The sequence below is a fragment of the Nostoc sp. genome, assembly GCF_036917935.1.
In the GTDB taxonomy this organism is placed as follows: Bacteria; Cyanobacteriota; Cyanobacteriia; order Cyanobacteriales; family Nostocaceae; genus Nostoc.
Window position 1 is genome coordinate 173,286 of sequence record NZ_JBALEL010000051.1, and the last position, 20,794, is coordinate 194,079.

A 20,794-nucleotide genomic window follows, 5' to 3' on the forward strand; every position below is an offset into this window, starting at 1 on the left:
GTCATAAACAATAAATAAGTTTGGTGTGGAAAACTTAAAACAATGGACAAAGTGAGGGCAAGTTTTATCTTGATAGAGATGACTTGTGAACGACTTCATTCAATTTCTGCTAGCAGTTCGTCCAACGCTTCTTGGCTTAAACCAACTTCAGGGAAATCTGAAGGAGTATAGCCTCCTGCTTCTTTTGATATACAGTGGTCGATAATAGCTTCTAAGACTTTCAGATAGTTTTTAGCCAAGTTTTCTACAGTAGCTTGGTAATGGAAAGCTGCGCTATATTTCCACTCCAGTTGCAATCTGCCTTCAATGACTAATCCATTCACATTCAACAAATGGTGGCGCTGTCCTTTGAGGCTGTGAATAGAACCGCTAGACTCTTGAGCATATTTCCAGCCAAGGGGTGCTAGGTGCGTTTGGTCGAATTGGCCCAAGTAATTAAAACTCACTTGAGCTTGAGGGAGTAGCTCAAGTTGCTTGTTTATGGTTGCATCCATGCTCAGATACCGCAGGATGCCATAGCCAATACCTCGGTTGGGGATGCGTCGCAGTTGCTCCTTAACCGACTTGAGAGCCTCGCCAGGATGGTGAAGACCTCCAAGTTTTAAGCAAACGGGGAATAAACTGGTAAACCAGCCTACTGTGCGGGACAAGTCTACATCCTCAAACAAGTCCTCCCGCCCGTGACCTTCTAATTCAATTAGTAGAGAGTCATAGCCTGTCCATCCAGCAAAACTTTGCACTAATGCAGTCAAGAGTACATCGTTAATTTGGGTGTTATAGGCGACTGGGACATCCTGCAACAGAGTGCGAGTCTGTTCTGCATTCAGGGATATAGAGACAATCTGACTTGAACCGACAGTGTTTTCTGACGCAATAGCAGGAGAATCCAACGGTAAAGGAGCAACTGCGAACGACCTTGAGTGCAGCCAGTAGTCTAGCTCTGAGTGCAGTTCTTGAGTACCTGCATAATCCTGTAATCGAATTGCCCAATCTTTGAAGGAAGTTGTTTTTGCAGGAAGTTGGATGTTGTTCCCACTATCTAATTGTTTGTATGCTCCAGATAAATCTTCCAGCAAAATCCGCCAGGAAATCCCATCGACAGCTAAGTGATGGATGACGATGAGCAAGCGTCCAGGGGAAGATTTGCCTAAGTTAAATAGAACGACCCGTAGTAGCGGCCCATCTGCTATATTTAGCGATCGCTGTATTTCATCTGCCTTTAACTCAATTGCTTTTGATTGTTCTACTTGAGTCAGGTTGGATAAATCAGCTATCACCAACGATACTGCATCGCACACATCACTGTTGTACTGTTGCCATTGCGCTTCTTGCTGCACAAACCGCAGCCGTAAAGCGTCATGATGGTACACCAGCTTTTGTAATGCCTGCTCTAGTAATTCCGCTTGGATATTTGGCGGAACTTCTAGCAGGAAAGATTGGTTAAAGTGATCGGGTTCGGGTAAATTACGCTCAAAGAACCAATGCTGAATCGGTGTTAGGGGAACAATGCCCTTAACTAAGCCCTGTTCTGCCTCATTGGAGGTAGTTGTCACGGCTACAGCAGCTAACTCAGCGATGGTTTGATGCTGGAATAGCTGTTTTGGAGTTAGTTTTAATCCAGCTTGATTAGCTCTGGCGACAATTTGGATTCCAATAATGGAATCCCCGCCCAATTCAAAAAAGTTGTCATGAATACAAACTTGTTTTAATAATAAAACATCCTGCCAAATTTTTAGCAAGATTTTTTCAGTATGAGTGCGGGGGGAGACAAAGCCGATTGAGTCATTAAACTCGAACTCTGGTACTGGTAAAGCACGGCGGTCTACTTTACCATTGGACGTAATGGGAAAAGCCTCTAGAACTGTGAAGGATGCAGGTATCATATAGTCGGGAAGCTTTTGCTTGAGGAACAGGCGCAACTCGGTACTAGTGGGCTGTTTTCCTTCTGAAACAACGTAAGCCGCCAAACTCTTAACACCAGGCTTGTCTTCCCTAGTAATCACAATGGCATCTCCTACCTGAGAATGTTGAGTTAAAACAACCTCAATTTCTGCAAGTTCGATGCGGAAGCCACGGATTTTCACTTGGTTATCAATGCGACCAATAAACTCAATATTTCCGTCAGGTAGGTAACGTGCTAAGTCTCCTGTTTTGTACAACTTTTTGTTAGAAGTTAATTGTGCCTCCTCAAACGGATTTGGAATAAACTTGGCCTCAGTTAAATCTGGGCGGTTAAGATAACCTCTGGCTAAACCATCACCACCAATACATAGTTCGCCAGGAACACCAATCGGTACAGGTTGGAGATGACGATCCAGAATATAGATTTGTGTATTACCAATTGGTTGCCCAATTGGTAAGTTTGTTGCGCCTTCTGGAACTTCCTGCACTAAATACCAGGAAGAGAAAGTAGTATTTTCTGTTGGCCCATAAACGTGAAGCAGTCGCTTTGGAGGGTGATTTTGTAGTAATGTTCTCACCCAGTTTGGTTCTACCGCTTCTCCACCAAATAGAACAGTTTGGAGATTTTTAAAGATTCCCGGTACTTGACTTACCAACTGGTTGAATAACGCTGTTGTGACGAACAAAAAGTCAATCTGCTGCTCTTGCAGTTGTGTAGCTAGTTGTGGCGGCGAGAGCAAGACTTCTTTAGTAATACTTACTAGCCTAGCTCCATGCAGCAAAGCTCCCCAAATTTCAAAGGTAGCAGCGTCAAAAGCTGCATTAGAGGCTTGAGCAATTCGGTGATGATCTGTTAACTCTACGTAGTTAGTGTTACAAACTAACCGATTCACAGCTTGATGAGTAACAGTTATACCTTTCGGTTTTCCTGTAGAACCAGAGGTATAAATTACATAAGCTAGATTTTGACTTGATGCCTCATTGGTGAGGTTTTCCTGACTATATTTGCTAAGTAGCTCTTGCCAGCAAGTATCTAAAAATACAACTTTAGCGCTAGTTTCCGGTATCTGCACTTTTAACTGTTCTTGAGTCAGTAGTATTGATACCTGAGAATCATTCAGCATATAAGCCAAGCGCTCTTCAGGATAGCTAGAGTCTAAAGGAAGGTAAGCACCACCTGCTTTGAGAATTGCCAGCATTGCGATAATCATCTGTGGCGATCGCTCGACGCAAATCCCTACCAATACTTCTTTTTTGACTCCCAAGCTTTGTAGATAGTGCGCTAATTGATTGGCGCGATCGTTTAACTCTCGATATGTTAGAGACTCGTCCTCATACACCAGTGCGATCGCATTACTGTTTTGTTCTACCTGTTCCTCAAACACTTGATGGATACATTTTGTATCGGGATATGGTATGTGAGTATCATTCCATTCCACTAGCAATTGATGACGTTCACGCTCAGTTAGCAATGGTAATCTACCTACCGATTCTTGCGGATTCGCCACTATTCCCGCCAATAATGTCTGGAAATGACTGCTCATGCGAGCGATTCTATCTTCATCAAACAAATCGCTGTTATATTGCCAAAACCCTTGCAGGGAGTTTCCTTCATCTGTGTTTTCCCACATTTGTAAGGTGAGGTCAAACTTAGCGTTAACGTTATCTAGATGTAGAGGAGCTATGGCTAAATCAGGCGTTTCTAATTCTTCCATTGAGGCATTCTGCAAGGCAAACATCACCTGAAATAGAGGGCTGTGGCTGAGACTGCGCTCTATTTGCAAAGCTTCGACAATCTGCTCAAAAGGAACGTCTTGGTTGGCGTAGGCATCCATGCAAGTAGAACGTACTTGCGTTAGTAGCTTTGAGAAACTGGGATTACCTTCTAGTCGAGTTCGCATCACCAATGTGTTGACAAAAAAGCCAATTAACCCTTCTATGTCTTGCTGGTTACGGCTAGCGATCGGTGTTCCTAACAGAATATCTTCTTGACCACTATAACGGAATAGTAGAGTCGCATAAGCCGCCATCAAGGTCATAAATAAGGTGGTTCCTGACTTGTGGCTGAGTTCTTTCAGCGATGCGGTCAGTTTTGCATCTAGCTGGAAGGAAAAACACCAACCCCGGAAAGTTTGCACAGAGGAACGAGGTCTATCTGTAGGTAGTTCCAAAAGAGGTGGTGCGGCTGCTAACTGTTGCTTCCAGTAATTGATTTGGGTTTGGAGGAGCGTTCCTTTTTGTAACCATTGGCGTTGCCAAATTGTAAAATCTGCATATTGAATCGGTAATTCTGGAAGTGGAGAAGGTTCGCCAGTCAAAAAGCCTCGATACAAACTCGATAATTCTTTGATTAATACTCCCATTGACCAGCCATCACCGATGATGTGGTGCATGGTCAATAACAAAGCATAAGACTCTGACTTAAGTTGTACCAGAGTGACTCGTAGCAACAGTCCTTTGGTAAGGTCAAAGGGTTGTAATTGCTCTTGAGTTGCTAAAAGTTGCAATTGTTCTGACTGTTCTTGTCCTGACAATTGTTGCAAGTCTACAACCGAGAGTTTCATGGTTGCGTGGGGAGCAATTATTTGTACAGGCGTTCCCGCCACAGCATTAAAGGTGGTGCGTAGAACTTCGTGACGGCGGATAATTTCGTTGAGACTGCGTTCTAAAATTTCTACATTCACACGTCCCTTAAGACGAACAGCTTTAAACATATTGTAGAAAGGACTGTCCGGCTCCAATTGTGCCAAAACCCATAGGCGTTGTTGGGCGAAAGAAAGAGGGAATGTCTGAGATTCTGTTTGATTTGCCCGACGAACTTTCCCAATAGCACGGTTATTTCTTTGATATCCTAAAGACTCTGCTACTTGCCAAGCCACATCACTTAAAAAGTCAGTGTTGTAGTATTGCTTCCAACTATCTGCGGTGCTAGCATTAATGCCCTGATGTTCGTGAAATTTTACATCCCCCACCATTCTAGACTGGGCATAAATTCCATCTGTCATGCGCTGCTTTTTCTCTTTGTATGGTTGCAGCATATCAGGATGGAATTCCACCCCTAAAAATTGGCATAAGCTTTCTACAGTGGTTTGTGGCTGGCTAACGATGTCTTCAAATTTGACTTGATACTGGCGTTCTTGGGGAACTTGTTGCAAGAATTCGAGAATATTTTGATGACTAATTAGCCAAACGAGTTCAGCGAGTTCTCGCCTATTGAAGGGATGTTGATATGGAAATGTTTGCTCTACTCTAGCTTCTTCATAGGAGCGCATCGTTGCATAAGGATGACGCACAAGATGGATGTAGAGTGGGTTTTGGAAGTTTATTTCCGCCCGTTTTAGGGTTTCTAAATCTATGGAGTAGGAGGGGGTCTTGTCTACCAAGATTTGATCGCCCAGCCATTGCTGTATAAGTTGGTAAAACTGCTTTGTAGTGAGATTTTTCGCTTCTAATTCTTCCATAAGTGCGATCGCTTCTTCTGGACTACACCCCCGAATTTGCATGATTGTGCGAATCGTCCCTTCCATCCAAAAGCTGTAACGTCCAGAAAATGCTGCTTTTCGTTCACTAAGTGTATTAAATGTCAGCAGTTCCAATTCTGGAGGCGCAAACAATTGGGGATTTCCCCCTAGAATGACGCGCAGTAAGGTAGAGCCACTACGATGAGGCGAGAGAATAAATATAGCTGGCGGGTTTTTGATTGCGTCGTCATCTATTGGGGGAGTAAGAGGAGAAATCAATGATCGCATTTGCAAAACTTTAGCTTCACCGATTCGCTCTTGTGGTATGTCAATAGTTGAATTTATTTCCTTACCAACCAGTTGTGCTACTGCTTGTGGGTAGTTTTCTTCTATGTAAGCTGCTAGTTGAGCAACTGTTTTAGTATCAAATAAAACAACAAAATGAATAATCTCGTTTAATTGCGCTTGCAGTTTATTAATCAGAATCGCTCCCCGAATCGAATCGCCGCCTAGTTCAAAGAAGTTATCATCAATACCCACTCTGTCTAGTTTGAGGGCTTCTGCAAACAAATGTGCGATCGCCTTCTCTATAGGATTGCGAGGAGCAACAAATTCTATATCTAACTGAGAACGTTGGCGCTGTTGTCGAGATGCAATCTCTTTGAGAATGAGTTCGGGACTATATAGATTCCGAGCAATGCGCTCAAAAAAGTCTGCAAAAGAGGCTATTTTTGCCGATCTATCAGATCCGAATTTCGCTTTTCGATCGGACTGACCATCTACTGTATCTATATCGAATATGAGTACTTTGTTGCCTTCTGACGAGGCTGTTTCTACTAAGCTCCCATCAGACTGATTATCTACTGCATCTATATCGGATATAAGTATTTTATCTCCTTCTGACGAGGCTGTTTCTACTAAGCTCCCATCAGACTGACTATCTACTGCATCTATATCGGATATGAGTAGTAATCTACTTTCGGATGCGGTTTGAGATGGAAACTCGAATAACCAACCACCATCTTTCTCTTGCTGAAATTGTCTACCAATACTAGTAAGAAAATCCCAGGCTGGCTGATTCTTCTTGGTAGGTATATAGAAAAGCTCGACTCGTCCTAATCCTCTTTGTTGAGCAAGAGTTCCTAAATAGGACAGCATTCTATGCTCCACACCCCGACCAAGTACCCGACAACTGAGTAAAAAGGTGTCTACAACTAGCGCATTTTCTTGAACTTCAAACAACAGCAGACCGACTAAACCATAATCTCCAAAGCGGTCTTTAACTTTGACCACCCGACATTCTAATTTTTCTGAATTACAAAGTTGTTGAATTTCAGCCTCAGACCGGCGGATTGTTGTCAGGTTAAACTGATTGGTGCGTTGGGTAAGTTGAGTAACCCGCGAAAGTTGCTCGCTTTGCATCGGGGAAATCTCTATTTCTAAGTTCAGTTGGGCGAGGAAATCACTAAAAGAAAAAGAATCCTGTTGCAAACGCTGGCGCTGGACATTCTGTTGATAGAGATTAGTTCTTTGTTGGTCTTCTTGGGTGGTTTGGAGTTGGTCGAAAGCCCAAATATGCTGTAAAAACTGCGGGATGCGATCGGGTTGTTCTGGAAGTTGTAAAGTCAGCACTTCTGGACAGTTTGCTCTAACTTCAGCACACTCAATTGGATTGTCATCAATGAAAATAAAGCTATCTAAACTCAGTTGTAGTTCGGTAGCTAAAGACTTCAGATTCTCCGATTTCGATTCCCAGTTAATGCGCCAATTAACGAGATGATGGCGACCCATCAGCATATCTGGATGTTGGTCAAAGACTGCAAATACATCCTCTTGTTCATTCTTGCTACACAAACAAATCAACTTTCCTGCTGCTTGCTGCGCGATGATAAATTCTTGGAGCGCTCTATAGGGTGGATTGATTTTGACTCCTCCAACTCCATCCTCTCCACAAATACCACTCCATAATGTATGGTCGCAATCAAGGGCAATAACCTTATAAGGAGAGCTTTGCAAAGCAAAAATTTTCCGCGCCAGCATTGTCCCCAAAGTGCAAAAAAAGGTTGGCGTGTAGGGAATGTGTCCGAGTTCGTCTCCGTAAGGGTCGTAGTACTCCTCTACTGGGTAGGTACTGGTCAATTCTTGACTTTTTATCAGATACATCCCACTAACATCTTTGAGATCAGCTGCTAACAGTTCCTGCATTCTCTCATGTAAAGTGTTATCTGCTGCATCTGTTGTTGGAGAGGGAGGACAGATAAAGACCAAGTAAGGATTTGGCGATCGCGTTGTTGCTGTTTTCAAAGCACTGCCAAAATCCTTAACGGTTTGCTCTAGTTGGACTGGATTTTTTTCAAATTGCTGTGATACTGAGCTTTGCTTCAGGTTGGGGCGAGTGGCGTAGATATTAAACAGTCCAGAACCGTGCAGGAGAGACTCTTCATCGACAACAAATTGAAAGCCTTTGTTTTCAAGCAGTTGCATGACGTGTTTAATTGTACTGCCTTCTTGGTCATGCACCTCCATAACTATTTGTTTAATCAGTGACCAGTGATGATCTTTAATTCCTTGGAGAATTGCTAACTCGCTTTTTTCAGCATCTAGTTTCAGTAAATCAATTTTTTCAATCTTATATTCTTCGATAATTTCTGAAAGAGTTCGCAACTGAGCTTGATAAGTTTCTCGTTCAAGCCTATCCTTGAGAAATTCATCAGCCAGGCGTTCTAACGACTCTTCATCGAGGGAATTATCGCGTTGCAGCATATTAATAATGACTGAGCGAATAGCTTTTTCATCTTGCTCTGTATCAGCTGCAAAACTTGAGAAAACTGAGGAACGAGGATAAAAAGTGAAGGTTTCTTCTTTGCGTTCACCACCTAAACCGCAGTTAAAAAGATGGGTGTTTTGACAGTAAAGCTTGGCGTTAGTTTGTAATTTGTCAAAAGCGTGAGGTGCAGGTTCAAAAGCATAAATAGTCACTTTTGGGGATTTTTGTTGAGCAAATAAGGTAAATAGACCAATATTCGCTCCCACATCAATTATACAGTCATCTTCATTGAAGACAATTCCATGCTTTAAATAGACGCGATCGCCAAAAATCTCTTGGTAAAGATACTCGGTTTCGTACTGGTTAAGGTGAGCTATTTCTAAGTGATTTGGTAAGGTGTGGCGTAAGCGATCGCCAAAAATTTCTTCTTTTAGATAATCGTCAACTGTTAATTGCAGACGATTCTTAGTTTCTTCCCAATCCTCAAACCTAACTAAAGCTACATTGACTCCATTTTGATTGTTAGTCAGAAGGCTGACTGGATTGAGAAGTTCTTGAAATACCTGATTGTAAGGAGCAAACTCTATTGAATAAAGAATTCCTATTTCTTGGAACCAATACGATAAGGAATCCTCAATTGGTTCACTTGTAAACGTAGCTGTAATAACAATTTTCTGCTTAGAGATGTGTTTTAATAAATCTTGTCTATTCATACTTGTGTATTTATAAAAATGATTTTCAGTAATTATTTCTAAATCAAAGGAAATTAGGCGATAGTAAAAGCATCTCAATCAGTCTTAAAATAAGGAATTAAAAGAATCTAATGTATATTTTTATCTGCATGATAAAACATCGATTTAACGGTTTCAGATCGATGAATTCTAATATCTAACGGCAGGTGTCATCGAACAGCATTCCTTTTTTTTATGCCAAAAACTTTTCAATCACTGTACTGTTCTTTGATTAACAGTAGTTTGACATCAGGTAACAGTAGAGTTAATAAAAACTCTCCGCTCTTTCCCAGCGCCTACCTATTGAGAAGTTATAATTTATTCCTCAACGATTTAAACTACTTTTGGAATTTCAACCTTTTGGGCATCAGTATAGCGTTTACTGATCATACAAGGTACATCATAGTCCCCTCATCGCTTGCTCTTAGGGGGTTGGGGGTGGGGTTCTTGTACCTCACTTAAGCGAGAACCGCTATACTGTTTTCTGGTCTCAGTTCGTTTTTCAGTTTGAGTTTTAGCTCTTCTGTAATTGGTAAATCTTTAATTTCATTGAGGAGAAATGTCACGGATTCAGTTTTGCTTCGCTCTTCATAGATAGCCTTGAGAATGGCTTCTATTCCATATCCGGCTACGGCATCTCCTGCAACAGTTATTAGACCAAGCAGGGCTATACCTCCGACGATACCAAACGGGCCCCCTAATGCTGTAAGGGTAGCTGCAACGGCGGCGGAACTACCTCCTGATGTAACCGCTAGAATCACGAGAATTACGCCAGGAAATCCCAGTCCAGCAAGCTTTTTAACGATTTCGTTCATTTTAATCACCCTCAAAATTTTTTTTGCTAGTTAAACATTCTAAATGGCAATAAAAGTTATTTAGCTTAACGAAAAGTAGAAGTCTTTTTATTTTATTGTTTTTCACAATTTTATTTTAATAAACAGATAATCTCAGGTTTATCAATAAAATGCAATAGCAGTTTAAGTCACTTAAATGGACAGTTAAGACAGTTAAGACAGTTAAGACAGTTAAGACAGTTAATAAATAATAACTCCCGGTTCGCTCATTTTTTTAGGAGTTAGGAAAATAAGTATACCGAAAGACATATTTCCAAAAATGAGTAAATCGGTATACGTTCGGAATTATGGCAACTGAACCCATAATTACAAACGAACGAGTCGATGATATACCCGTACTTGTGACACAAATACAGCAGATGGGTATAGGCAAGTTAATCGATAAGCACTTTCCGACACATGGAAATTGGCAAGGTGAGAGTTTGGGGAGCGTAGCCGTAATTTGGTTAACACACTATCGCAAGCGGATCATCGTTTAAATCACGTCCAAGGCTGGGCTTCCAAGCGTTTGGAAACTTTAAAAACACTAATGGGCGATTCCTTGCAGAGTTAATGGCAGAGTTAATGAACAAGGCGATCATAAATAGTGGTATTCTCTGCAAAAGCTACTTTTATCAGATCGCCGTATTTTTTTTATTGACACAATTGCTTTGTAGGCGATCGCCTATCTTTGAATTCAACAAATTTATAACTCTGGCACTTGTAGGTTACGTTTATTACCTGCGTAATACTTGTAAATAATCTCTGGAGAGTTACCAACCCACCTTCCTACATCCTTTGCATCAATATCAGCTTCCAGGCAAAGAGTAATAAAAGTGTGTCTGCATTGGTAGGGTTTGCGATATTCGCTGACTACACCCTGTTTTACAAGTTGAGTTACGATTCCATCTATGTGTGTACCACGCTGATTTTTGTAACCTTTCCAAGCATGATTGAGAAAATCTCCAAAGTCTACTATGCCGCCTTTCTTGCTTCTAAAGATAAAATCATCCGGGTTACAGTTCTCAGGTTTGATAGAGTCTAAAATTTCACGTTGCTGATTATTAATCGGAAAACGTCTTTGGCTTTGGGTTTTTAATCCATCTTTGAGAGCTAACCCTTTAGTACTGATGGTAATTGCTTGCTCAAAGGTAATGTATTTATCACTGATATGCTTACATTGTAGAGCGATCGCCTCTGATGGCCTGCACCCAGTAAAAAATAACAATTTTACTAAAGGAGCATAGTAGCTGTAGAGTTTACTCTCCTCAAATGCTTGAATGATACTGTCCCGTTCTTCCTTAGTAAATGGATTGATTTCATTTTCTGCCGATTCTGACTTCGGCATCTGAATATCTTTTGCCATACCTTGGAAGGGATTTGATTTAATAAGCTGACTCTTGAGTGCCCAATCACAACAAGCATTTATGTTTGTTAAAGTACGTTTAGCTGCATTAGCACTGAGATTTGCAATGAGATAATCTCGAATTGCGATCGCATCATCCAAGGTTTTAGTTGGGAAACTGGCGATGTGATTGCGATATTTTCGATAGTCAACAGCGTAAGTAGAAGGACTAATCTGTGGTTTTTTAAATTCAGTGTATTTTTCCCATAATTCTGCTAAGTCTGGTTGGGGGTTAGCCGAAGCAGGAATCGGGGTAATTGCGGTAACGGTGCTTAATGACGCTGCTGGTTTGTACTTAACTAAACTGGCATCAAACTCTCCATAGTCAATATCCCTCTGGATTTTTGTTGCCAAAGCCGATGCTTGATGTCTTCCAAAAGGTGTATCGTCGTGCCTTGTTGAAAGATAGAAACGCTTGGTTTTTAGCTCTCCAGTCGGAGTAATAATAGGATGAGAAAAAACTAATTGGAGGCTGCCGTTGGAGTTCTTTATCTGCACTGAACCCCGACGGGTAATACTTTGAGATTTTTGAGATTCCATAAGGTTAGTTAACTGGGGTAAACACCTTTATCCTTCTAATTTACCCCAGTTTTACCCCAGAAATCTATATTGGGGTAAACACCTTTATCCTTCTAATTTACCCCAGTTTTACCCCAGTTGTTTCCCCAAACTACCCAAAATTACCCCAAAAATCTCGGAAGCCTCTGGAAACAACCTCTATAGCTCGCATTAAAAAAGGGCTTAGAAGCCCTGTAATGCTTGTATTTATTTGAAGGCGGCACCCGGATTTGAACCGGGGGTGGAGGTTTTGCAGACCTCTGCCTTACCACTTGGCTATGCCGCCACAGCAAGATTCCCTGAACTACTTTAATGTTGCTAAGGTATCTTAGCAGCCATTCAGTAGCCATAGAACGCTAGTTAAACCATGATAGCATAGGATTCTGAGGTAGAGATAGTAAGGTTAACTGGATGTTTTTGGTAGTCTTTAGGCGATCGCTAAGTTATAAGTTTTCACTCCTCACTTGTTACACTTTTACTTCATCGGCAAAACTACCCCAACGGACAAAGTGAAATGGGCCGGCGATGGAACCCCAGAGACGTTCATCGGTGTCTAAATCTCTTCCCCGGTCAAGGCTGAAAAATTCTTTAGCGTCAATCTCAAATTCGTTATCCAGATAAGTATTTTTGCCGTCACGTACAACTATGCAGCCTTTACCAGGTTCAACTCTGCCTTTAAAGCTATTACCTGTCCACTCTACAACCATGTTGCAACCTGGCATTTTTTCCAATTGGTCAACAGACAACTCTTTGAGGCGTTCTGGTTGACGAGATGCACCGTAAAATTTTTGTTCTTCTTTAACGGTGTAGTGTTCAATCGCAATGTGGTTTTCTGCCGGAATCAACTTCATTACCCGCATCCGGTAGGGTTGATTGAGCATAAAATCATAAGCTTGTTCGAGAAACAAACTTACCCCTGAGAACAACTCCAAGGGAAGGGGACGGATACAGACGCGGATATGGGCATAAAAAGGCGGATTTTCAAAAGCTTGTTCTTGGTTGCTAAAGTCAGCTGCCATCCAGCGGGCTAAAGTGGCGATATCAGTAGAATGAGTCATTACAAAACGATCGACTAGTTGCTTAAATATTATCTAGGATTATTTTGACACTCCCCTGACTCAAAAATCCTGGTAGCGATCGCAATTTTTAAATTATATATCCAATAGATGCTCAGACTGGAGAAAATTAGGCTGCTTCAGTACAAGTTAAACTGCTCACATCTTGTACCTAACTGTTAGGCATTTATTTTGGCAAAATCCGCACACTGCCTTTGATCTGTGCTATGAAGCCACATAGCTTTCAGGTTGACTTCCTTGTAAAGCTGGAGAATAGTTATTGACATCCTCCCCGCCCTGAAGGGAACGGGGATTCCTTAAAACAAGCTCAATTGAACTGGTTTGAAGGGGGTTAACGCTTCACAGGATGCTGCTACCTTAACGGTAGTCTTACGCCTTCCTCTACGTTCGTTTTTAGTCTCGGACTGCCCGCCCGCGACTTTTAAAATATTTTTTGAAGCATTAATATCTCGGTCGTGTTCTTTACCGCAAAAAAGGCAAGTCCACTCTCTAACTGAAAGTTCTTTTTTGCCGCCCTTTTCACCACAACAACAACACTTTTGAGATGTTGGTTCCCATCGATTAATTACTCGTAAATCCCTACCATACATTGTTGCTTTAGCTTCAAGCATAGTCCGAAAACTACGCCAACCTAAATCAGAAATAGCACGAGAAAGCTTACGGTTTTTAACCATGCCGCTAACGTTCAAATCTTCTAATGCTATCGTTTGGTTTTCACGGATAACTTTAGTTGATAATTTATGCAAAAAGTCTGTTCTAGTATCAGAGATTTTTGCGTGTAATTTAGCGACCTTAATTCTTGCTACCTCACGCCTTTTACTCCCTACTAGTTTCTTGGATAGTTTACGCTGCAAAGAACGTAGCTTTTCAAGATGCTTCTTTAAGGGTTTCGGAGCCTTGACTTTTTCCCCATGACTAAAAGTCGCAAAATCCCTAATTCCTAAATCAATGCCTACAGCATTACCATGATCAGGTAATTTAACTGTATTGATTTCTACAACCAAACTTAAGAAATACCTATCCGCAGAATCTTTAATAATAGTGACACTTGATGGTTCAGATGGTAGCGGACGACTCCAAACAATTTTTAGTTTACCTATCTTAGCTAAGTAAACATTATGTTGATGTACTTTAAATCCACCAATTCTAAACTTAGCTGATTGAGCCGATTTGCGTTTCTTAAACCTTGGCAACCGGATTTTTTTGCCCTTTCTTTGTCCCTTGCAAGATTTGAAAAAGTTCTGGTAAGCTTGCCCTAAATCCCTGATAGATTGTTGCAAAGTAATATTTGAAACTTCCGATAACCATCTCCTATTTTCCGTCTTTTTAGCTTGGGTTATAAACCGTTTCTGAAGTTCTGCTTCTCCGCAGTATTTTTCTCCTTTTTTAAAAGATTTAATGCAAAAATCTAACGCATCATTCCACACAGTTCTTGCACACCCGAACAACTTGGAAAGGGCGTTTTTCTGTAGTTCTGTAGGATAAATGCGATACTTAAATCTTGCTTTCATGTTATTATTGTACAGCAATCAGCCGGAAGTGGCAATGAAAAGACGATTAGATTTTCGGATTGAAGAATTTGAGTTTCAAATCCTAGAAGAGTATTGCAATGCGGTTGGTAGAACGAAGACGGACGTGCTTAGAGAGTTGATCAGAAATCTAAAATCTAAGAAAAAGCCGCCCTAAAAGTGCGGGGCTTGAATCCCAAATTTTCGGTCAATAATAGGGCATAGGGATAATTGCTAATTATCTCATGTAACTCACTCAACACAAAGTAAAGTACCCATGCTCAGGCACTTAATTGCGATCGCTACTACCGCTATACTCTTTAGCAATTCCTTAACGCTGGCAGAGAGTAAACAGCCTAAACCACCGGATAAATTTCCTCCTAGCCCTCTAGAGATTACCACACCCGATCCACTGCTACCACGCTCGCTCAAAGACAAACAGCCGTTAACTCTCCAAGAACGGCAAAAGTTAGAACCAGCGTTGGATGGGTTAAATCAAGAAGCTGCGGCAAAACTACAAGCAGGTGAACCGGAAGCGGCGTTTGAAATTTGGAACCGAGAACTACGCTTGCGGCGCTTTTTAGGTTCATTAGCAGAGGTGCAAGCACTATCAGGAGTTGGGGCGATCGCTTGGAAGCAAAACGACGGGCAAGAAGTACAATATATTACGCAACGATTGCAAGAAATTCAAAAGCAAGCCCAATCTCAGAAAATTACTGCTCAAATTGATCTAGAATTATGGCGCTCGCTAGGTCAAGCTTACCAAAATGTGCGATCGTCTAAACTAGCTATAGAAGCTTACGACCAAGTTTTGCTAGTGGTGCGACAGCAAAAAAATCCCACAGCAGTAGTAGAAACCCTCAAGACAATTGGAGAACTGCATTTGAGTTGGTTTGATTATCGTAAAGCTGCGCCAATCTACGAAGAATTGTTGAGTTTAGCGACTTCTCAAGGCGAACGTGTAAATGAGGTAACATATCTGCAACGACTGGCTTATATTTACGAGCAGACAAACCAACCACAGCAGTCATTGAATGTACTTAATAAATTAGCAGAAATTTACGTCAATGAAAATAATCTTACTGAAATACCAGAATTAAAGCTAGCGATCGCCTCAGATTACGAATCTCTAGCCAAGAAAGATCCTAACTTACTACTAGAAGCTTTTCAAAATTATCAAGAAGCTTATACCACTGCTTGGCAATTAAAGGAGTACGTTCGGGCTGGAGAAGCTTTGCAGAAGTTAATTGCGCTGTATCGTTCGCAAGGACAAACAGACGAGGCTTTGCAGGCTACCCAAATTCTTGTGCAGACACAGGCGCAAGCCGCCAACTTTTACGGAATGATGCAAGCTTATGACCAAATGGGGCAATTGTATCTAGAACGTAAAGAATTTCCTCAAGCACTAACAGCTTTTCAAAAAGGGTTAGAACTGGCGCAACAACTTAAACATGAGGAAGCATACTTTACTGGGCAAATTCAAAAACTGTCGAAAGCAAATTAACTGAAATTTCTGCGATCGCTTAATATAAAAATACCCGCCACGCCTCCCCAAAAGGTGAAAAGCTATGTCAGAAACTACCCTAGCTGCACCAGATATTCAACTCCCACCCACCCAAGCAGAATTACCCGACGATGACGGTATCCCGATGGAAAGTCCACGGCACAAAGCCCAGATGGATTTGCTGATAGATGCTCTAATACCTTGGTTGGAAGAACGAGAGGATGGGTTTATAGGCGGTAATATGTTTGTTTATTGCAGTCTGGCACAGGTGCGAAACAAAGACTTTAAAGGGCCAGACTTTTTCGCCGTGTTGGGAGTCCCTAAAGGAGAACGTCGCAGTTGGGTGGTTTGGGAAGAGGGGAAAGCGCCAGATGTAGTTATTGAATTGCTTTCTGACAGCACAGCCGAAGCAGACAAAAATGAAAAAAAGCTGATTTATCAAAATCAAATGCGTGTTCCAGAATATTTCTGGTATAACCCTTTTAACCCTAATGATTTTGCTGGCTTCTCTAATGAAAAAGGAGCGTATCAACCTATTGCAGTCAATGCTCAAAATCAGTTGGTGAGTCAATCTTTAGGGTTAGCATTGCAGTTGTGGCAGGGAAGTTATAAAGGTATTAATGCTACTTGGTTACGCTGGGCAATTTTGGCAGGGCAATTACTACCAACTCCTGAAGAAAAAGAACGCCAAAGAGCAGACAAGGCAGAATCGCAGTTATTACAAACTGCACGCAACTTACTTGAGTCTGGAATGACAGTAGAACAGGTAGCGAGGTTAACAGGTTTGAATGTATCTGAGATAGAAACGTAGAACTAATATGGCGGATGAGAGTAGCTGCTTTATTTGATTATTCTTCACCCCAATCACTCAAAAATTTCACCGGTGTTTTTTCTGGCAATTATAGAGCCGATTGCGATCGCCGCAGTCGTTATATCATGTCCACATAATTAGTTATAATTCCCACAGTCATTGCACCCAACCCCTTAATCCCCTCCCCTTACTAAGGGGAGGGGAGACAAAGCATAGCTTTGGCGGGGTGGGGTGATTCGGGTTTAAACCAATTATTGTTACTATAGCTAACAAACTCCTAGCTATCACTCGTAACCCTGATATTAGTTTGATCTGACTTGCCTTTAATCAGTTTCTTCAGCAGGGCTTGTTTCCACATGACGATACCCGTTAGTGAGAGAACTGGAATAGTTACGAACTGCATCAGTGCGGTAAATGCAGAATTACTGTTCCAAGGTGAATAGATATATGTACCGATAAAGCCTGCACCAACAATATGAATCCAGCGCATGGTAACTCGGAGAGTTTTGTTAGACATATTAGACATAATTACATCCTTTGATTGGTTAATGGAAATTGAAATCTGATGCTCAATGCAATATTTATCGGATAACTACACTGATTCGCCTTTGTCGGTACACGAATTCTTCCCCCAAGTTATCCCTAGTGCTATTAGATATTTTTTATTTGTCAGTCCCTAAGCGAGCATCTCGAATTAATTCAAATAATGCCAGGATAAATGCAACCGAAAGCAGAAGCGATAAAACCACAGCATAAATTCCCATCGCAGGTGAACTAATCCCTAATAGATTAGCTTTACCGAAAGAATATGATACATTGCTAACTCCGTGCGCCCATGTAGAATACTGATCGACAGGAGTTTCTATAAAGATGTGTCCCATTTGAGTGGCAATGTAAGCAAATGTTATTGCTACTACTCGATACCAGGGATATGAACGTGTGAGAAAAACGCTGATAAAAAGTGGATAAACTAACAAGCTAAAGGTAAATGGAGTGACTTCAGATATGAATGGCCAACCACTACGGTCAGCACGGAGAATATGATCTATGTGATGCAGAAAACCGCAGGTAAGCGTTACTGCTAGTAATACTTCGCTACGCAATAGTTTTAGGTCTTGATACCTTTTAAGTTCCATAAATATTATTCCTGTTCCTAAGTTGAAGATAGGGTTTTTGTCCTCTTCGTCACTTTGAATTAAGTTATAGCAGTTGCCAGGTAGCTTAGAGGATGTTTGAAAAGTCCTTTTCTTAGTAGCAAAACGTTTTAGATCCCCCTAAATCCCCCGATAAATTGGGGGACTTTGATTCCAGTTCCCCCGATAAATTGGGGGACTTTGATTCCAGTTCCCCCCTTTTTAAGGGGAGCCAGCGCGGTCTTGGGGTCTCCCCAAGTGGAGCGACTGGCGTGGGTTAGGGGGGATCAACAAATGCCTAAAATCACAGATAAATACTTTTCAAACAACCTCTTAGGACATCAGCTAATCAGAAAACACTGACACCAAGAGACTTTCAAGCCTGTTAAGAGTTCCCTATTCCCTGTTCCCTGCTATAAGTGAGACTTGGTGAACAAAATTAGTCAGAAGATTCTAAGAAGATCCCAAGACGGCGAAACTTTTCGTATCGTAGTTCGCGGCGCTGTTGTCCTGTCAGACGACTCAGTTCCTCTAAGTTATGCAAAAGGGCTTGCTTGAGAGTTTTAGCTGTCTCAAGCGGATTTGAATGTGTTCCACCCAAAGGTTCTGGCAGTATCTGGTCGATGATACCTAAACTTTTAAGATCCGAAGCCATCATTTTGAGAGCAGCAGCAGCTTGAGGAGCTTTACTAGCATCTTTCCATAAGATAGCGGCACAAGCTTCTGGGGGAGCAACACTGTAAACTGCATGTTCAAACATTAATAGACGTTCAGCGACACCAATACCTAAAGCACCACCGGAGCCTCCTTCACCGATAACTGTACAAATAATCGGAACTTCTAGTCGAAACATCTCTCGTAAATTGTAAGCGATCGCCTCTCCTTGACCATGATGTTCTGCTTCTACTCCAGCCCAGGCGGCTGGTGTATCGATAAAAGTCAATATTGGCAGACCAAAACGGTTAGCATGTTCCATTAATCGGATTGCTTTGCGGTAGCCGCTAGGATGAGCCATGCCAAAATTTCGGAGAATGTTGTCTTTGGTATCGCGACCTTTCTGATGACCCACCATTACTACTGGTCGTCCATCCAGTCTTCCTATCCCAGCAACTATAGCTGGATCATCAAAGCCGCCGCGATCGCCATGTAATTCTATCCATACATCACTGATCGCTTGAATGTAATCAAGTGTATTGGGACGACGGGGATGACGCGCAAGTTGTAATCGTTCACTTGGAGAAAGATTACTAAAAGTTTCCTGATACAATTGCAGAGTACGAGACTCCAATTGTAAGATTTGTGCGGAAACATCTACTCCATTTTCTGCTGCTAGTTCCCGAATTTGATTAATCCGCGACTTGAGTTGCAACAAGGGCTTTTCAAAATCTAAGAGGAATGGTTTGTGATTAGTTGTTACCATCTCAAAAAATCTAAATTTAGGTAAGCAAAAAGCTTTAATTAGCCTATTTTTTTTGATTTTGGCTTTTTATTTAAACTAGTGGTGCTAATCAATTGCACTATTTAATATTAACGCTTAGATTGTGTAATATCAATAGGAAAAATTTCGATAACATAGGACATTTTTTAGATAAATCGAAGGATGAAGGAAAGTATAAAATTGCAAAATCCATAGACAGAGAGGATGAATATCGAAAAAAGCTCATTTTTTTGACTCTATGGATAAGGCATATACCTGTAATTATTCATCCTTCTAAACTTCAGACCTTTTTAGTTATGATGGTCAAAATTTTTGCCTGGAAGACGTTGACTACACCATTTTTGAAAGGCTTGCTCGTAAGCTTTCCCTTCATTTTGCGAAATGCCCAAACCATGAAAAAATAAACCTAAACCCCATCCTAGTAATGGAAATATTGCCCAAAAATAACTAGGGCTGGTGAATAAATTTAACAAAATCAGGAATGAATTCACTGCTAAAAAAGAGATCAAATGTGCCGTAAAACCTTGGCGTCGAACATTATTAAATGCTCGTTGTTGGTGTTGATCTGAACGCTGACTTAACCATTGTTGTTCAGCTTTTTCCAATATCTGAGGAGAAATATTTAACTCAGATGCCATTTCTATTAGTTGTTGATGTGAAAATTCACCTTCCTGTTTTTGAGCAAGTGCAATTTGGAGAATTTGTTGTATATCTTCCGAATCATAAGTCATAAAAACCTCACCTCTGGGGAACTTGATAATTTAACCTTAGACAAACTTTCCTACAGAGAAATCCTAGCTTGAGGCAACAATATTCATGAAATAGTTTATCTCAGCTTAATGAAGTGGAGCAGTTACTACCTGTTCTATAAAATCAGTGTACACCTCACCTCTCAAATAACATTATAAAGGACTTGAGACTTGTAGTAGCTTGTTACCACCCTTTTGAAACTCATAGGCAACTTCTTTAATTTCGACTGTGTATCCTTGCTTTTTTAACTCGTTGATCACAGGTTGCACAAGTGAAGATAGTTTCCCAGATGTACTTAATAGTGGAAAAATTCGTGTCTGTTTAGCTACTCTACACATTTCCATAATCGAAGCTAAATGGAACTCTTGAGAAAGACAGTGAGAATAAGTGAACAATAAGTGAGAGCATAAAGCTAAATCAAATTTTCTATCAGTAAATGGTAAATTAGGCAATGCACTTGTAATGTAACGATTTTCTTCTACTCCTAATCTAAAGTCTTCCAGAAATGTTTGCATTGCTGCCATTCTCAGTTCTTGAAGCTGGTATGGAGACTGGATTTTCTGCCACACAAAACTATCTGAGTTTGTTTGTAGCACATTCATAATTGGCTGATTAGCTTCTTGAATGCAATGAGCAATTTCATTTGCAGTCAAATTGTAGATAGTATCGCAGGAAATGACATTAAAGCCTTGCCGTGTCATTTCGGCATTAAAGCTTGCAGGCCCGGCAGCACAGTCAAGGATATTCAGTTTTAAATCTGCTGCAACGAGATCAAACATTTGGATATATTCTGTGGTGGAACGTCCCCACACAGCAATGTCTTTCAGCATAGTTCTTGTTGTATTTCTATCAAGTTTTAGGAATAAAATTAGACCATTTCACAAAATTCTTAATACAAACCCTCCTTCGTGTCCCCG

General features: G+C 41.1%; 12 protein-coding genes, 1 tRNA gene and 1 pseudogene. 3 read left to right on the forward strand and 11 right to left on the reverse strand.

What is annotated here, in order from left to right; all coding sequences use genetic code 11:
* Positions 1-95: 95 nt before the first annotated feature.
* On the reverse strand, positions 96-8,843 hold the full coding sequence (locus tag V7K62_RS21485; RefSeq protein WP_334867602.1) for an amino acid adenylation domain-containing protein: 8,748 nt from the start codon (positions 8,841-8,843) through the stop codon (positions 96-98).
* Positions 8,844-9,319: 476 nt separating this feature from the next.
* Positions 9,320-9,676: a hypothetical protein gene (locus tag V7K62_RS21490; protein WP_334867604.1), complete on the reverse strand. Its 357-nt coding sequence runs from the start codon at positions 9,674-9,676 to the stop codon at positions 9,320-9,322.
* Between the two features lie 326 nt (positions 9,677-10,002).
* On the opposite strand from V7K62_RS21490, the pseudogene V7K62_RS21495 reads away from it, so the two are divergent.
* Positions 10,003-10,262: pseudogene (locus V7K62_RS21495) on the forward strand (IS1634 family transposase); the annotation flags it as partial.
* A gap of 138 nt (positions 10,263-10,400) precedes the next feature.
* On the opposite strand, the gene V7K62_RS21500 reads toward V7K62_RS21495, so the two are convergent.
* The 4 genes from V7K62_RS21500 to V7K62_RS21515 all read right to left on the reverse strand — a co-directional run bounded on the left by V7K62_RS21500 (position 10,401) and on the right by V7K62_RS21515 (position 14,244).
* Positions 10,401-11,639: a tyrosine-type recombinase/integrase gene (locus V7K62_RS21500; protein WP_334867608.1), complete on the reverse strand. Its 1,239-nt coding sequence runs from the start codon at positions 11,637-11,639 to the stop codon at positions 10,401-10,403.
* A 233-nt stretch (positions 11,640-11,872) separates the two neighbouring features.
* Positions 11,873-11,943, reverse strand: a tRNA-Cys gene (locus V7K62_RS21505).
* Between the two features lie 181 nt (positions 11,944-12,124).
* Positions 12,125-12,715 carry a chromophore lyase CpcT/CpeT gene (locus tag V7K62_RS21510; protein ID WP_334867610.1) on the reverse strand — a complete coding sequence of 197 codons (591 nt, stop codon included), beginning with the start codon at positions 12,713-12,715 and terminating at the stop codon, positions 12,125-12,127.
* A gap of 314 nt (positions 12,716-13,029) precedes the next feature.
* Complete coding sequence (locus tag V7K62_RS21515; RefSeq protein ID WP_334867612.1) at positions 13,030-14,244, reverse strand: RNA-guided endonuclease InsQ/TnpB family protein; 1,215 nt, start codon at positions 14,242-14,244, stop codon at positions 13,030-13,032.
* Positions 14,245-14,518: 274 nt separating this feature from the next.
* Between V7K62_RS21515 and V7K62_RS21520 the strand changes: the two genes are divergently transcribed.
* Together V7K62_RS21520 and V7K62_RS21525 are read left to right on the forward strand one after the other, a co-directional pair.
* A complete protein-coding gene (locus tag V7K62_RS21520; protein WP_334867614.1) occupies positions 14,519-15,745 on the forward strand; it encodes a tetratricopeptide repeat protein in 1,227 nt (408 codons plus the stop codon).
* 64 nt (positions 15,746-15,809) lie between these two features.
* Positions 15,810-16,556 carry a Uma2 family endonuclease gene (locus tag V7K62_RS21525; RefSeq protein ID WP_334867616.1) on the forward strand — a complete coding sequence of 249 codons (747 nt, stop codon included), beginning with the start codon at positions 15,810-15,812 and terminating at the stop codon, positions 16,554-16,556.
* Between the two features lie 277 nt (positions 16,557-16,833).
* Here V7K62_RS21525 and V7K62_RS21530 read toward each other — a convergent pair whose 3' ends face one another.
* The 5 genes from V7K62_RS21530 to V7K62_RS21550 all read right to left on the reverse strand — a co-directional run bounded on the left by V7K62_RS21530 (position 16,834) and on the right by V7K62_RS21550 (position 20,707).
* Positions 16,834-17,082 carry a hypothetical protein gene (locus V7K62_RS21530; protein ID WP_334867618.1) on the reverse strand — a complete coding sequence of 83 codons (249 nt, stop codon included), beginning with the start codon at positions 17,080-17,082 and terminating at the stop codon, positions 16,834-16,836.
* A gap of 136 nt (positions 17,083-17,218) precedes the next feature.
* Entirely contained in the window at positions 17,219-17,692 is a 474-nt protein-coding gene (locus V7K62_RS21535; RefSeq protein ID WP_334867620.1) for a hypothetical protein, read from the reverse strand.
* A gap of 436 nt (positions 17,693-18,128) precedes the next feature.
* The gene (gene accA, locus V7K62_RS21540; protein ID WP_334867622.1) at positions 18,129-19,109 is read right to left on the reverse strand and encodes an acetyl-CoA carboxylase carboxyl transferase subunit alpha; all 981 of its coding nucleotides are present in this window, start codon (positions 19,107-19,109) and stop codon (positions 18,129-18,131) included.
* A 308-nt stretch (positions 19,110-19,417) separates the two neighbouring features.
* Positions 19,418-19,858, reverse strand: a complete 441-nt coding sequence (locus tag V7K62_RS21545; RefSeq protein WP_334867624.1) for a 2TM domain-containing protein — start codon at positions 19,856-19,858, stop codon at positions 19,418-19,420.
* 171 nt (positions 19,859-20,029) lie between these two features.
* Entirely contained in the window at positions 20,030-20,707 is a 678-nt protein-coding gene (locus V7K62_RS21550) for an SAM-dependent methyltransferase (protein ID WP_334867626.1), read from the reverse strand.
* Between the last annotated feature and the right edge of the window lie 87 nt (positions 20,708-20,794).

What these genes read in the sequence shown, in the direction of transcription:
- V7K62_RS21485 (WP_334867602.1), bottom strand. Translation starts at nt 8,843, where the DNA reads ATGAATAGACAAGATTTATTAAAACACATCTCTAAGCAGAAAATTGTT.
- V7K62_RS21490 (WP_334867604.1), bottom strand. Translation starts at nt 9,676, where the DNA reads ATGAACGAAATCGTTAAAAAGCTTGCTGGACTGGGATTTCCTGGCGTA.
- V7K62_RS21500 (WP_334867608.1), bottom strand. Translation starts at nt 11,639, where the DNA reads ATGGAATCTCAAAAATCTCAAAGTATTACCCGTCGGGGTTCAGTGCAG.
- V7K62_RS21510 (WP_334867610.1), bottom strand. Translation starts at nt 12,715, where the DNA reads ATGACTCATTCTACTGATATCGCCACTTTAGCCCGCTGGATGGCAGCT.
- V7K62_RS21515 (WP_334867612.1), bottom strand. Translation starts at nt 14,244, where the DNA reads ATGAAAGCAAGATTTAAGTATCGCATTTATCCTACAGAACTACAGAAA.
- V7K62_RS21520 (WP_334867614.1), top strand. Translation starts at nt 14,519, where the DNA reads ATGCTCAGGCACTTAATTGCGATCGCTACTACCGCTATACTCTTTAGC.
- V7K62_RS21525 (WP_334867616.1), top strand. Translation starts at nt 15,810, where the DNA reads ATGTCAGAAACTACCCTAGCTGCACCAGATATTCAACTCCCACCCACC.
- V7K62_RS21530 (WP_334867618.1), bottom strand. Translation starts at nt 17,082, where the DNA reads ATGTCTAATATGTCTAACAAAACTCTCCGAGTTACCATGCGCTGGATT.
- V7K62_RS21535 (WP_334867620.1), bottom strand. Translation starts at nt 17,692, where the DNA reads ATGGAACTTAAAAGGTATCAAGACCTAAAACTATTGCGTAGCGAAGTA.
- accA (WP_334867622.1), bottom strand. Translation starts at nt 19,109, where the DNA reads ATGGTAACAACTAATCACAAACCATTCCTCTTAGATTTTGAAAAGCCC.
- V7K62_RS21545 (WP_334867624.1), bottom strand. Translation starts at nt 19,858, where the DNA reads ATGACTTATGATTCGGAAGATATACAACAAATTCTCCAAATTGCACTT.
- V7K62_RS21550 (WP_334867626.1), bottom strand. Translation starts at nt 20,707, where the DNA reads ATGCTGAAAGACATTGCTGTGTGGGGACGTTCCACCACAGAATATATC.